This window comes from Streptomyces sp. NPDC050287, from assembly GCF_044459385.1.
Taxonomy (GTDB): Bacteria; Actinomycetota; Actinomycetes; order Streptomycetales; family Streptomycetaceae; genus Streptomyces.
Genome location: NZ_JBITIY010000015.1, coordinates 131744 through 144956, shown reverse-complemented (window position 1 = coordinate 144956; position 13213 = coordinate 131744). Strand labels below are relative to the sequence as shown.

Annotated in this window: 12 protein-coding genes; all 12 read left to right on the top strand. The window is 70.4% G+C overall.

Going from position 1 to position 13213, the window contains the following annotated elements:
- Positions 1 to 8: 8 nt before the first annotated feature.
- The 12 genes from ACIBK3_RS38390 (at position 9) to nusB (ending at position 12945) form a co-directional block, all read left to right on the top strand.
- A complete protein-coding gene (locus tag ACIBK3_RS38390) occupies positions 9 to 359 on the top strand; it encodes a hypothetical protein (RefSeq protein ID WP_399372527.1) in 351 nt (116 codons plus the stop codon).
- Entirely contained in the window at positions 359 to 3031 is a 2673-nt protein-coding gene (gene alaS, locus ACIBK3_RS38385) for an alanine--tRNA ligase (RefSeq protein WP_399372526.1), read from the top strand. The genes ACIBK3_RS38390 and alaS overlap by 1 nt, the downstream gene beginning before the upstream one ends.
- A 10-nt stretch (positions 3032 to 3041) precedes the next feature.
- Positions 3042 to 3506 (top strand): Holliday junction resolvase RuvX, encoded by a 465-nt coding sequence (ruvX, locus tag ACIBK3_RS38380; protein WP_399372525.1) that lies wholly within the window; start codon positions 3042 to 3044, stop codon positions 3504 to 3506.
- 120 nt (positions 3507 to 3626) lie between these two features.
- Complete coding sequence (mltG, locus tag ACIBK3_RS38375) at positions 3627 to 5429, top strand: endolytic transglycosylase MltG (RefSeq protein ID WP_399372523.1); 1803 nt, start codon at positions 3627 to 3629, stop codon at positions 5427 to 5429.
- Positions 5410 to 6249, top strand: coding sequence for a shikimate dehydrogenase (locus ACIBK3_RS38370; protein WP_399372522.1), 840 nt, complete (start codon positions 5410 to 5412; stop codon positions 6247 to 6249). Before mltG ends, ACIBK3_RS38370 begins: the two co-directional genes overlap by 20 nt.
- A gap of 388 nt (positions 6250 to 6637) precedes the next feature.
- Positions 6638 to 7822: a chorismate synthase gene (gene aroC / locus ACIBK3_RS38365; protein WP_399372521.1), complete on the top strand. Its 1185-nt coding sequence runs from the start codon at positions 6638 to 6640 to the stop codon at positions 7820 to 7822.
- A 32-nt stretch (positions 7823 to 7854) separates the two neighbouring features.
- Entirely contained in the window at positions 7855 to 8337 is a 483-nt protein-coding gene (locus tag ACIBK3_RS38360) for a shikimate kinase (protein ID WP_399372651.1), read from the top strand.
- Positions 8334 to 9425, top strand: coding sequence for a 3-dehydroquinate synthase (gene aroB, locus ACIBK3_RS38355; RefSeq protein WP_399372519.1), 1092 nt, complete (start codon positions 8334 to 8336; stop codon positions 9423 to 9425). The genes ACIBK3_RS38360 and aroB overlap by 4 nt, the downstream gene beginning before the upstream one ends.
- A gap of 319 nt (positions 9426 to 9744) precedes the next feature.
- Positions 9745 to 10623 (top strand): Pro-rich N-terminal domain-containing protein, encoded by an 879-nt coding sequence (locus ACIBK3_RS38350; RefSeq protein ID WP_399372518.1) that lies wholly within the window; start codon positions 9745 to 9747, stop codon positions 10621 to 10623.
- A gap of 160 nt (positions 10624 to 10783) precedes the next feature.
- A complete protein-coding gene (locus ACIBK3_RS38345) occupies positions 10784 to 11890 on the top strand; it encodes an aminopeptidase P family protein (protein ID WP_399372517.1) in 1107 nt (368 codons plus the stop codon).
- A gap of 51 nt (positions 11891 to 11941) precedes the next feature.
- Positions 11942 to 12508: an elongation factor P gene (efp, locus tag ACIBK3_RS38340; protein WP_030670773.1), complete on the top strand. Its 567-nt coding sequence runs from the start codon at positions 11942 to 11944 to the stop codon at positions 12506 to 12508.
- A gap of 2 nt (positions 12509 to 12510) precedes the next feature.
- The gene (gene nusB, locus ACIBK3_RS38335; RefSeq protein ID WP_030670776.1) at positions 12511 to 12945 is read left to right on the top strand and encodes a transcription antitermination factor NusB; all 435 of its coding nucleotides are present in this window, start codon (positions 12511 to 12513) and stop codon (positions 12943 to 12945) included.
- Positions 12946 to 13213: the final 268 nt, after the last annotated feature.

The window sequence follows — 13213 nt, the reverse complement described above, 5'->3', positions numbered from 1 at the left end:
AGCCAGCGATGTTCCGCCGTACCTTCTGGTTCACCTCGGGCGTCGCCGCCGGTGTGTGGGCCACCACCAAGGTCAACCGCAAGCTGAGGCAGCTGACGCCCGAGAACCTGGCAGTGAGCGCCGCGAACAAGGCGATCGACGCCGGTCACCGTCTCAAGGACCGCGCGGTGGGCTTCGCACTCGACGTCCGCGACAACATGGCCCAGCGCGAGGCCGAGCTGGGCGACGCCCTCGGGATCAACGAGAACCCGGAGCTGCCCTCCCCCCGGCGGTACGCCGCCATCGAGAACCGCAACAGCCTGAAGTCCGTCGACAACGACAGGACGACGTATTCGTACAACCGGAATGAGGACCACTGATGGAGTCGGCTGAAATCCGCCGCCGCTGGTTGAGCTTCTTCGAGGAGCGCGGTCACACCGTCGTCCCTTCGGCGTCGCTCATCGCGGACGACCCGACTCTGCTCCTCGTCCCGGCCGGCATGGTGCCCTTCAAGCCCTACTTCCTGGGTGAGGTCAAGCCTCCGTTCGCGCGCGCCACCAGCGTGCAGAAGTGCGTCCGCACGCCCGACATCGAAGAGGTCGGCAAGACCACGCGGCACGGCACCTTCTTCCAGATGTGCGGCAACTTCTCCTTCGGTGACTACTTCAAGGAAGGCGCCATCACGTACGCCTGGGAGCTGCTCACCTCGCCCCAGGACAAGGGTGGTTACGGCCTGGAGCCGGAGAAGCTCTGGATCACCGTCTACCAGGACGACGACGAGGCCGAGCGCATCTGGCACGAGGTCGTCGGCGTGCCCAAGGAGCGCATCCAGCGCCTCGGGATGGGGCCCAACTTCTGGTCCATGGGCGTCCCGGGTCCCTGCGGCCCGTGCTCCGAGATCAACTACGACCGCGGCCCCGAGTTCGGCGTCGAGGGCGGCCCCGCCGTCAACGACGAGCGGTACGTGGAGATCTGGAACCTCGTCTTCATGCAGTACGAGCGTGGCGAGGGCACCGGCAAGGAGGACTTCGAGATCCTCGGCGACCTGCCGAGCAAGAACATCGACACGGGCCTCGGCCTGGAGCGCCTCGCCATGATTCTGCAGGGCGTGCAGAACATGTACGAGATCGACACCTCGATGGCCGTCATCAAGAAGGCCACCGAGCTGACCGGCGTCGAGTACGGCGAGGCCCACGAGTCGGACGTCTCCCTGCGCGTGGTCACCGACCACATGCGCACCTCCGTGATGCTCATCGGTGACGGCGTGAGCCCCGGTAACGAGGGCCGCGGCTACGTCCTGCGCCGCATCATGCGCCGCGCCATCCGCAACATGCGCCTGCTCGGTGCCACCGGTCCGGTCGTCAAGGACCTCGTCGACGTCGTGATCGAGATGATGGGCCAGCAGTACCCGGAGCTGGTCACCGACCGCGAGCGCATCGAGAAGGTCGCCGTCGCCGAGGAGAACGCCTTCCTCAAGACGCTGAAGGCCGGCACCAACATCCTCGACACCGCCGTCACCGAGACCAAGCAGGCCGGCGGCGCCGTCCTGCCCGGCGACAAGGCCTTCCTGCTCCACGACACCTGGGGCTTCCCGATCGACCTCACCCTGGAGATGGCCGCCGAACAGGGCGTCTCCGTGGACGAGGAGGGCTTCCGGCGCCTGATGAAGGAGCAGCGGGAGCGCGCCAAGGCCGATGCCCGGTCCAAGAAGACCGGCCACGCCGACCTCGGTGCCTACCGCGAGATCGCCGACACCGCCGGAGAGACCGACTTCATCGGCTACTCGGACACCGAGGGTGAGTCCACGGTCGTCGGCATCCTCGTCGACGGCGTCTCCTCCCCGGCCGCCACCGAGGGCGACGAGGTCGAGATCGTCCTCGACCGCACGCCCTTCTACGCCGAGGGCGGCGGGCAGATCGGCGACACCGGCCGTATCAAGGTGGACTCCGGTGCCGTGATCGAGGTCCGCGACTGCCAGAAGCCGGTCCCGGGCGTCTACGTCCACAAGGGTGTCGTCCAGGTCGGTGAGGTCACCGTCGGTGCCAAGGCTCATGCCGCCATCGACAACCGCCGCCGCACGGCCATCGCCCGCGCCCACTCGGCCACCCACCTCACCCACCAGGCCCTGCGCGACGCCCTCGGCCCGACGGCCGCCCAGGCCGGTTCCGAGAACCAGCCCGGCCGCTTCCGCTTCGACTTCGGTTCGCCGTCCGCCGTTCCGACGGCCGTGATGACCGACGTCGAGCAGAAGATCAACGAGGTGCTCGCCCGTGACCTCGACGTCCGCGCCGATGTCATGGGCATCGACGAGGCGAGGAAGCAGGGCGCCATCGCCGAGTTCGGCGAGAAGTACGGTGAGCGTGTGAGGGTCGTCACCATCGGCGACTTCTCCAAGGAGCTGTGCGGCGGCACGCATGTGCACAACACCGCCCAGCTCGGCCTGGTGAAGCTGCTCGGCGAGTCGTCCATCGGCTCGGGTGTGCGCCGTATCGAGGCTCTCGTCGGTGTGGACGCCTACAGCTTCCTGGCCCGTGAGCACACGGTCGTCGCCCAGCTCCAGGAGCTGATCAAGGGCCGTCCCGAAGAGCTCCCGGAGAAGGTCTCCGCCATGCTCGGCAAGCTGAAGGACGCCGAGAAGGAGATCGAGAAGTTCCGGGCCGAGAAGGTCCTCCAGGCCGCCGGCGGCCTCGCCGAGTCCGCCAAGGACGTGCAGGGCGTCGCACTTGTCACCGGGCAGGTCCCGGACGGCACCACGCCCGACGACCTGCGCAAGCTGGTGCTCGACGTGCGCGGCCGCATCCAGGGCGGACGAGCCGCGGTGGTCGCCCTGTTCACGGTCAACAACGGCAAGCCGCTGACGGTCATCGCCACCAACGAGGCCGCCCGCGAGCGCGGCCTCAAGGCCGGTGACCTGGTCCGTACGGCCGCCAAGACCCTCGGTGGCGGCGGTGGCGGCAAGCCGGACCTCGCCCAGGGCGGCGGCCAGAACCCGGCCGCCCTCGGCGAGGCCGTCGACGCTGTCGAACGCCTCGTGGCCGAGACGGCGAAGTAAGGCTGAAGAGATGCGCAGAGGACGTCGACTCGCGATCGACGTCGGGGACGCCCGTATCGGGGTCGCCTCGTGCGACCCCGACGGGATCCTCGCCACTCCGGTGGAGACGGTCCCCGGGCGCGACCTCCCGGCAGCCCACCGCAGGCTGAAGCAACTGGTCGAGGAGTACGAGCCGATCGAGGTCGTCGTCGGCCTTCCCCGCTCCCTCAAGGGGGGCGAGGGCCCGGCTGCGGTAAAGGTTCGCGGCTTCGCCCAGGAGCTCGCGAAGGGCATCGCCCCGGTCCCGGTGAGACTCCTCGACGAGCGGATGACGACCGTGACGGCCAGTCAGGGACTGCGCGCCTCTGGGGTGAAATCCAAGAAGGGCAGATCGGTCATCGACCAGGCAGCGGCCGTGATCATCCTTCAACAGGCGCTGGAATCCGAACGAGTGTCAGGTAAAGCACCCGGCGAGGGCGTCGAAGTGGGCCTCTGATCGCGATACGGTAACGTTCCGCGCGATGCGGAGGCATTCGAACAGCCACCGCACAAAGAGAGGCGGAACGGTAGCCGGGCCGTAGACACGCGACCGCCGCCTCGCGGCTCTAGGGGATCGATGACTGAGTATGGCCGGGGCGAAGGCTCCGAACCGTGGCATCCGGAGGACCCGTTGTACGGGGACGGCGGATGGGAAGGACAGCAGGCCCACCCGGGCGGGCAGTCCTCCTACGGCGGCCAGCCGCAGCACTATCCGGAGCAGCACCCGCAGCAGCCGCAGTACGACCACGGAAGCTGGGGCGACGGCCAGCAGCCCGCATACGGTCAGGCGCAGCAGCACGAGCAGCAGCAGTACGGCGAGCAGCAGCACTACCAGCAGCAGCACGACCAAGAGCAGCAGTACGGGCAGCAGCACTACCAGCAGCAGCACGACCAGCGGCAATACGACCCGCAGTACGAGCAGCAGCAGTACCCGGACCAGCACCAGTACAACCAGCAGCATCAACAGCACCAGCAGCAGTACGACAACGGCGGCTGGGCTTCCGGCACGCACGGGCACGTCCAGTACACCGACCCGTCCGACCCGTACGGGCAGCAGAACCTGGCGTACGGCGGGGAGCAGCCCGACCAGTACGGCACCCAGGACGCCTACCCGCCCCCGGAGCCGCCAGCCCGCCGTCAGGCCGAGCCCGCGCCGCCGCAGACCGACTGGGATCCCGGCCCGGACCAGGGTGAACACGCCTTCTTCGCGGGCGGCGACGATGACGAGGACGGCGATGACGACGAGCCGGGGGACCGCCGTGGACGCGGCGACCGGCGGGACAAGGGCGGCAAGGAGAAGAAACGCCGCAATGGATGCGCCTGTCTGGTGGTCGTGCTGGTGTTCGGCGGCGGCGTGGGCACTGTCGGATATTTCGGGTACCAGTACTACCAAAATCGTTTCGCCGCGGCTCCGGACTACGCGGGGGACGGTACGAGCCAGTTGGTGACCGTCGTCATCCCCAAGGGCGCCTTCGGATCGACGATCGGTCAGAAGCTCAAGGAAGCGGGGGTCGTCAAGAGTGTCGACGCCTTCGTCTCCGCGCAGTCGAAGAATCCCGACGGCGACAGGATCCAGGCGGGTGCCTACCTCCTGAAGAAGCAGATGTCCGCCGAAAGCGCCGTCCAGATGATGCTCGACCCCGAGAGCCAGAACAATGTGCTGGTCAAGCCCGGAGAGCGCAATATCAGCGTCTACAAGGCGATCGACGCCAAGCTCGAGTTGTCGTCCGGCACCACCCGGAAGATCGCCGAGAAGAAATACGGGAGCCTCGGACTTCCGGACTGGGCGAACGACAACAGCAAGATAAAGGATCCGTTGGAAGGGTTCCTCTACCCGGGAACCTATGCCGCCGCCAAGGGCATGAAGCCCGAAACGATCCTCAAGGATATGGTCACCCAGGCCGCGAAGAAGTACGAAGGGTACGGTCTGGCCGGCAAGGCCAAGGCGCTCGACCTGGAGAATCCGCTGCAGCTCGTCACGGTCGGCAGCCTCGTCCAGGCCGAGGGCAAGACCACCGAGGACTTCCGCAAGATGGCCGAGGTGGTCTACAACCGCCTCAAGCCGACGAACACGCAGACCAACCAGAAGCTCCAGTTCGACTCGACCTTCAATTACCTGAAGAACGAGAGCAAAATCCACATCAGCGAGTCCGAGATCAACAGCAACATGGACCCGTACAACACCTACACGCAGCGGGGCCTGCCGCCCGGACCGATCGGAAACCCCGGTGACGACGCGATGAAGGCGGCGCTGGATCCGACCGACGACGGATGGCTCTACTTCGTGGCGACCGATGGTGTGAACAAGACGGAATTCGCCAAGACCTTCGCGGAATTCCAGAGGCTCAAGGACAAGTTCGATGCCAGCACGGGCAACTGACGCCCGCCGGGCCGCCGTGCTCGGCAAGCCCATCGCCCACTCCCTCTCCCCGGCGCTGCACCGCGCCGCCTACGCGGAACTGGGCCTCACCGGCTGGTCGTACGACCGGTTCGAGCTGGACGAGGCCGCGCTGCCGGGGTTCTTCGCGCAGCTCGGCCCGGAGTGGGCCGGACTGTCGGTGACCATGCCGCTGAAGCGGGCCGTCATTCCGCTGCTCGACGGGATCAGCGAGACGGCGGCCTCGGTCGACACGGTCAACACCGTGGTGTTCACCGATGACGGCCGCCGCATCGGCGACAACACCGACATCCCCGGCATCGTCGCCGCCCTCAGGGAACACGGCATCGAGCAGGTCGACTCGGCGGCGATCCTCGGCGCCGGCGCCACCGCCTCCTCCGCGCTCGCCGCGCTGGCCCGCGTCTGCACCGGCGAGGTCGTCGCCTACGTCCGCAGCGAGGCCCGCGCCGCCGAGATGCGGCAGTGGGGGGAGCGGCTCGACGTCGAGGTCCGGACGGCCGACTGGGCGGACGCCGCCGAGGCCCTGCGCGCCCCGCTCGTCATCGCCACCACCCCCGCCGGGACGACCGACGCGCTCTCCTTTGCCGTGCCGGAACGCCCCGCCACCCTCTTCGACGTGCTCTACGACCCGTGGCCGACCGAGCTCGCGGCCCGCTGGTCGGCGTACGGCGGGGCGGTGGTCAGCGGACTCGACCTGCTGGTGCACCAGGCGGTGCTGCAGGTGGAGCAGATGACGGGGCGCGCACCGGCTCCGCTGGACGCCATGCGCAAGGCCGGCGAACACGCGCTCGCCGCCCGCTAGGGCCTGTTGCGAAAGTGGCCTCTGCCGCGCGACGCCCGGCACGCACTCTCGCCGCACCGCCCGAAAGCCCGAGTACGCCCAGTACGAGGGCTTCCGGGCGGCACTCCCCCAGCCTTCGGCCGGGGGGACCCCCAGAGCACGCACCGGACGCCGCGCGGCCGCCCTCCGGGCGACGAGGCCACTTTCGCAACAGGCCCTAGGAGCCGCCCGGCCCCCGTCGAAGACGGCGGTGCTCCGTCCGCCTTGTGGACCGGCGGCCGGGTCCCGGGCCCGGACGTGGGAGGATCAGAGGTGGCGGGCCGGGGCCGCGCACCTGGTCGCGCCGTTGCCGTACGCGAGGACGAGCGTGCGGCGGGCAGTACCGGGGCGCGAGCACTGAGGAGCACCGTTGAGCAGGTTGCGCTGGCTGACCGCGGGGGAGTCCCATGGTCCCGCACTCGTGGCGACGCTGGAGGGCCTTCCCGCCGGCGTGCCGATCACCACGGAGATGGTGGCGGACCACCTGGCCCGGCGCCGGCTCGGCTATGGCCGCGGTGCGCGCATGAAGTTCGAGCGCGACGAGGTCACCTTCATCGGCGGTGTGCGGCACGGCCTCACCCTCGGCTCCCCGGTCGCGATCATGGTGGGCAACACCGAATGGCCGAAGTGGGAGCAGGTCATGGCGGCCGACCCCGTCGACCCGGAGATCCTCGCCGGCCTGGCCCGCAACGCCCCGCTGACCCGCCCGCGGCCCGGCCACGCGGACCTGGCCGGTATGCAGAAGTACGGCTTCGACGAGGCCCGGCCGATCCTGGAGCGGGCCTCCGCCCGGGAGACGGCGGCCCGGGTGGCGCTGGGCGCGGTCGCCCGTTCGTACCTGAAGGAGACGGCCGGCATCGAGATCGTCAGCCACGTCGTCGAACTGGCCTCCGCCAAGGCCCCGCGGGGTGTGTACCCCACCCCGGCGGACGTCGAGAAGCTGGACGCGGACCCGGTGCGCTGCCTGGACGCGGACGCCTCGAAGGCGATGGTCGCGGAGATCGACCAGGCCCACAAGGACGGCGACACCCTCGGCGGTGTCGTCGAGATCCTGGCCTACGGCGTTCCCGTGGGCCTGGGCTCACATGTGCACTGGGACCGCAAGCTGGACGCACGGCTGGCCGGTGCCCTCATGGGCATCCAGGCGATCAAGGGTGTCGAGGTCGGCGACGGGTTCGAACTGGCGCGGGTGCCCGGCTCGAAGGCGCACGACGAGATCGTGCGGACGGGCGAGGGCATCCGGCGGGTCTCCGGCCGGTCCGGCGGCACCGAGGGCGGCCTGAGCACGGGCGAACTGCTGCGGGTACGCGCCGCGATGAAGCCGATCGCGACCGTGCCGCGCGCCCTGCAGACCGTGGACGTGGTCACCGGTGAGGCCGCTCAGGCCCACCACCAGCGCTCCGACGTGTCCGCGGTCCCGGCGGCCGGGATCGTGGCCGAGGCGATGGTCGCACTGGTCCTCGCGGACGCGGTGGCGGAGAAGTTCGGCGGCGACAGCGTGCCCGAGACCCGCCGCAACGTGCGGTCCTACCTCGACAACCTGGTGGTCCGGTGAGCGCGGTGCCTCTGATCGTGCTGGTGGGCCCGATGGGGGTGGGCAAGTCCACTGTCGGACAACTGCTCGCCGAGCGGCTCGGCGTGAGCTACCGGGACAGTGACGACGACATCGTCGCCGAGCAGGGCCGGACCATCGCGGAGATCTTCGTCGACGAGGGCGAGCCGGCCTTCCGCGCCATCGAGAAGCGGGCCGTGCGGACGGCGCTCGCCGAGCACGACGGCGTCCTCGCGCTGGGCGGCGGCGCGATCCTGGACGCGGACACACGCGCGCTGCTCGACGGCAAGCGCGTCGTCTACCTCTCCATGGACGTCGAGGAAGCCGTCAAGCGCACCGGCCTGAACGCCGCCCGCCCGCTGCTGGCCGTCAACCCGCGCAAGCAGTGGCGCGAGCTGATGGAGGCGCGCCGGCACCTGTACACGGAGGTCGCCACGGCCGTCGTGGCGACCGATGGCCGTACGCCCGAAGAGGTCACCCAAGCCGCCCTGGACGCACTGGAGTTGAAGGAAGCATGAGCGAGGCAGTCACCCGGATCCAGGTCGGCGGCACCGCGGGCAGTGAACCGTACGAGGTCCTGGTGGGCCGCCAACTCCTGGGCGAGCTCGGCGGGTTGATCGGGGACAAGGTCAAGCGGGTCGCCGTCGTGCACCCCGAGGCGCTCGCCGAGACCGGCGACGCGCTCCGCGCCGATCTGGCCGGGCAGGGCTACGAGGCCGTCGCCATCCAGGTGCCGAACGCGGAGGAGGCCAAGACCGCGGAGGTCGCCGCCTACTGCTGGAAGGCGCTGGGCCAGTCCGGGTTCACCCGCTCCGACGTCGTCGTGGGTGTCGGCGGCGGCGCGACCACGGACCTGGCCGGGTTCGTCGCCGCGACCTGGCTGCGCGGGGTGCGCTGGATCGCCGTGCCGACCACCGTGCTCGCCATGGTGGACGCGGCCGTCGGCGGCAAGACCGGCATCAACACCGCCGAGGGCAAGAACCTGGTGGGCTCCTTCCACCCGCCGGCCGGGGTGCTGTGCGACCTGGCGGCGCTGGACTCCCTCCCGGTGAACGACTACGTCTCCGGGCTGGCCGAGATCATCAAGGCCGGGTTCATCGCCGATCCGAGGATCCTGGAGCTGATCGAGGCCGACCCGGAGGGTGCCCGCAGTCCGGCGGGAGCGCACGCCGCGGAGCTGATCGAGCGCTCGATCCGGGTCAAGGCCGAGGTGGTCTCGTCCGACCTGAAGGAGTCGGGCCTCAGGGAGATCCTCAACTACGGCCACACCCTCGCCCACGCCATCGAGAAGAACGAGCGCTACCAGTGGCGTCATGGCGCCGCGGTGTCGGTCGGCATGCACTTCGCCGCCGAACTCGGCCGCCTGGCGGGCCGGTTGGACGATGCCACGGCCGACCGCCACCGTACGGTGCTTGAGTCGGTCGGGCTGCCGCTGCACTACCGCTACGACCAGTGGCCCAAGCTGCTGGAGACCATGAAGGTCGACAAGAAGTCCCGTGGCGACCTGTTGAGGTTCATCGTCCTGGACGGGCTGGCCAAGCCCACCGTCCTGGAGGGGCCCGACCCGGCGGTGCTGCTGGCCGCCTACGGCGAAGTGGGCCAGTAGATCCCGCCGTACTCCATCCGCCCGATTCGCCTTGCGCCACGGGCACTTCGGACCGTCCCCGGCCGTTTCACCAAACGACGGCAGGGGGCGGTACCGTTCGGGTGGGGGACCCTCCCACGCCCCTGAGGCAGTGGGGAAAGCGGGTACACCCGCTGACAGCGCCCATCGCCTGCGGCGAGGGGATCCGAAGGGGCGCGCCGGTGTGGTCGAGAGGTCGAGCGCACAGGCCCGAGGGGCTGAGCACGGTCGGTCCCGGGGCACCGGCTCCAGTGCCCCGAAGGTGAACCGAGCCCCACAGAACGAGACGGAGTGGCACCGGATGCAGCACGCAGTGGGTTCTCCGCTGCCGCCGCCCCACCAGCCGGGGCACGGACCGGCCACCGGCTGGTCGCCGGCCGCACATCACCCGGGGCCCCACCCGCCGGGCGCACATCAGGGCGCCGGGCCCGTGCCCCCGCCGCCTCCCGCCCCGGGCTTCACGGGAGCCGGAGCCGGAGCCCCCTCGGCACCCGTACCCCCCACCCCCCAGCATGCCCCGGCACCCCCCGCCCCGGACGCCACCGGCCATGTGCCCCTGCCGCCCGGCGGCCCCGTCGCCATGCCCAGCGCGCCGCCCGTCACGGCCGCCCCCGATCCGGCCGCCACCACCCTCGCGGTACTGCTCATCGGCCCCGCGGGCGCCGGCAAGACCAGTGTCGCCAAGTACTGGGCGGACCACCGCCGGGTCCCCACCGCCCACATCAGCCTCGACGACGTCCGCGAGTGGGTCCGCTCCGGCTTCGCCGACCCCCAGTCCGGGTGGAACGACCACTCCGAGGCGCAGTACCGCCTGGCCCGCCGCACCTGCGGCTTCGCCGCGCGCAACTTCCTCGCCAACGGCATCTCGTGCATCCTCGACGACGCCGTCTTCCCCGACCGCCCGGTCGTCGGCCTCGGCGGCTGGAAGCGTCACGTCGGCCCGGGTCTGCTCCCGGTCGTCCTGCTGCCCGGCCTGGAGATCGTCCTGGAGCGCAACGCCGAACGCTCCGGCAACCGCCGCCTCACCGACGAGGAGGTCGCCCGCATCCACGGCCGTATGGCGGGCTGGTACGGCTCCGGTCTGCCCATCATCGACAACTCCCAACTGGACGTGGCCCAGACGGCCCAGGTCCTGGACGACGTACTGGCGAGGTCGCTGGCGAGCCCGCCGAACTGGTAGCCGACCTCCAAAAACGCGCGCGGTGCCGGATCGATGTGTGCCTCGTCCCACGGACCGGCGGGCGGCAGAACCGCCGCACCCATCCCGTCCCCCGATCGGCTCCTGCCCACTCGGCCTCTCTCGAGCGGCGGCCCACCTGCGGGGCTCCTACGCTCGTGTCATGTCAGAGGTCCACGCTGCCCGCCGAGCCCGCCTACGGGAACGCTGCCAAGCCAGCGGCAGCGCCTCCGCGCTGGTCTCCCGCCCCGCCAACGTCCGCTACCTCGCAGGCACCGCCCCGTACGGCGCCGTCCTGCTCCTCGGCAGGACCGAGGACCTGCTGCTGTGCCCCGGCCCGCCGGACGAGCGCCCCGCCGAGGGCCGGCCCGACGAGGCGCTGCGGGTGGAGCGGCTGCCCGGCCCGGGCGGCGATCCCGCCGTCGCCGCGGCCGACCTCGCGGCGGCCCAGGGCGGCGAGTCCCTGGCCGTCGAGGAGCACCACCTCACCGTCGCCCGGCACCGGGCCATCCGCTCGGTGGTGCCCCGGTTGCGCCTGGCCGACCTGGGCGGCGCGGTGGAGCAGTTGAGAGTGGTGAAGGACGAGGAGGAGATCTCCTGCCTCAGGATCGGCGCCGAGATCGCCGACCAGGCGCTGGGGGAGCTGCTCGAATCCATCCTGGTCGGCCGCACCGAACGCCATCTCGCGCTGGAACTGGAGCGGCGTCTGGTCGACCACGGCGCCGACGGCCCCGCCTTCGCGACCTCCGTCGCCACCGGCCCGAACTCCGGCAGACGCGGCCACCGCCCCACCGACCGACGGGTCGAGGAGGGCGACTTCCTCTCCGTCTGCCTGGGCGCGAGCTACCGCGGCTACCGCTGCGAGATCGGCCGTACCTTTGTCATCGGTACCTCCCCGACGGACTGGCAGATCGAGCTGTACGACCTCGTCTTCGCCGCTCAGCGGGCCGGCCGGGAGGCCCTGGCCCCGGGTGTCGCCCACCGTGACGTGGACCGTGCCGCACGCCAGGTGCTGGACTCGGCGGGGTATGCGGAAAGCCTTCCCGCCCTGACGGGACACGGTGTGGGACTGGAAATCGACGAGGACCCGCAGTTGGGTCCCGCGGCCATGGGTAAACTGGACGCTTGCGTGCCGGTCACCGTCGAACCGGGGGTCCACCTCCCGGGCCGGGGCGGTGTCCGGATCGATGACACGCTCGTCGTCCGCCCCGAGGCGGACGGCGGACCCGAGCTACTCACCATCACGACCAAGGAGCTGCTCGCCCTGTAGGCAGGTGCGTGCGCCGGGGTCGTCCACGTCAGTCCAGGAGATTCCGCAACCGTGGCTTCCACGAACGACCTCAAGAACGGCCTGGTGCTCAAGCTCGAAGGCGGCCAGCTCTGGTCCGTCGTCGAGTTCCAGCACGTCAAGCCCGGCAAGGGCCCGGCCTTCGTGCGCACCAAGCTCAAGAACGTGCTGTCCGGCAAGGTCGTCGACAAGACCTTCAACGCCGGCGTCAAGGTCGAGACGGCCACGATTGACAAGCGCGACATGCAGTTCTCCTACATGGACGGCGAGTACTTCGTCTTCATGGACATGGAGACCTACGACCAGCTCATGGTCGACCGCAAGGCCGTCGGCGACGCCGCCAACTTCCTGATCGAGGGCTTCACGGCCACCGTCGCGCAGCACGAGGGCGAAGTGCTCTTCGTCGAGCTGCCGGCCGCCGTCGAGCTCGTGGTCCAGGAGACCGAGCCGGGTGTCCAGGGCGACCGCTCCACCGGCGGCACCAAGCCGGCCACGCTGGAGACGGGTCACCAGATCCAGGTCCCGCTCTTCATCACCACCGGTGAGAAGATCAAGGTCGACACCCGCACGAGCGACTACCTCGGCCGGGTGAACAGCTAACCGTGGCTGCCCGCAACACGGCCCGCAAGCGCGCCTTCCAGATCCTCTTCGAGGGCGACCAGCGCGGCGCCGACGTCCTGACCGTCCTCGCGGACTGGATCCGGCTCTCCCGGGGCGACACCCGGCAGCCGCCCGTGAGCGAGTACACGATGCAGCTCGTCGAGGGCTACGCGCAGCACGCGAAGCGCATCGACGAGCTGCTCGCTCAGTACTCGGTCGGCTGGACGCTCGACCGGATGCCGGTCGTCGATCGCAACATCCTGCGCCTGGGCGCCTACGAGCTGATCTGGGCGGACGAGACGCCGGACGCCGTCGTGCTCGACGAGATGGTGCAGCTGGCGAAGGAGTTCTCCACGGACGAGTCACCCTCGTTCGTCAACGGCCTGCTCGGCCGGCTCAAGGACCTCAAGCCCTCACTGCGCCGGGACGAGGCGTAAGGGCGCCAGGAGCACCAGGCGCCACGAGCACCAGGACTACCGCTGAGCCAGGAAACGCCCAGGGGCCCCCAGCCAGATCGCTGGGGGCCCCTGGGCATCCCGCTGTCCGGAAGGTCCCCGAAGGGCGCAGAAAGCCGCCGGGGGGGGGGGGGCCCCCCGGGGGGGGGCCCCCCCCCCGGGCGGTTTTTGGGGCACAATAACGGGGGGGCCGGGGGGGGGGCGCCCCACACACGGGGGGGGGCCCCCCCCGCGCGGGGGCGCGGGGCCG

Coding starts and splice junctions, on each gene's coding strand:
- mltG (WP_399372523.1), top strand. CDS start 3,627: ATGACTGAGTATGGCCGGGGCGAAGGCTCCGAACCGTGGCATCCGGAG.
- ruvX (WP_399372525.1), top strand. CDS start 3,042: ATGCGCAGAGGACGTCGACTCGCGATCGACGTCGGGGACGCCCGTATC.
- ACIBK3_RS38360 (WP_399372651.1), top strand. CDS start 7,855: ATGGGGGTGGGCAAGTCCACTGTCGGACAACTGCTCGCCGAGCGGCTC.
- aroB (WP_399372519.1), top strand. CDS start 8,334: ATGAGCGAGGCAGTCACCCGGATCCAGGTCGGCGGCACCGCGGGCAGT.
- alaS (WP_399372526.1), top strand. CDS start 359: ATGGAGTCGGCTGAAATCCGCCGCCGCTGGTTGAGCTTCTTCGAGGAG.
- ACIBK3_RS38345 (WP_399372517.1), top strand. CDS start 10,784: ATGTCAGAGGTCCACGCTGCCCGCCGAGCCCGCCTACGGGAACGCTGC.
- ACIBK3_RS38350 (WP_399372518.1), top strand. CDS start 9,745: ATGCAGCACGCAGTGGGTTCTCCGCTGCCGCCGCCCCACCAGCCGGGG.
- ACIBK3_RS38390 (WP_399372527.1), top strand. CDS start 9: ATGTTCCGCCGTACCTTCTGGTTCACCTCGGGCGTCGCCGCCGGTGTG.
- ACIBK3_RS38370 (WP_399372522.1), top strand. CDS start 5,410: ATGCCAGCACGGGCAACTGACGCCCGCCGGGCCGCCGTGCTCGGCAAG.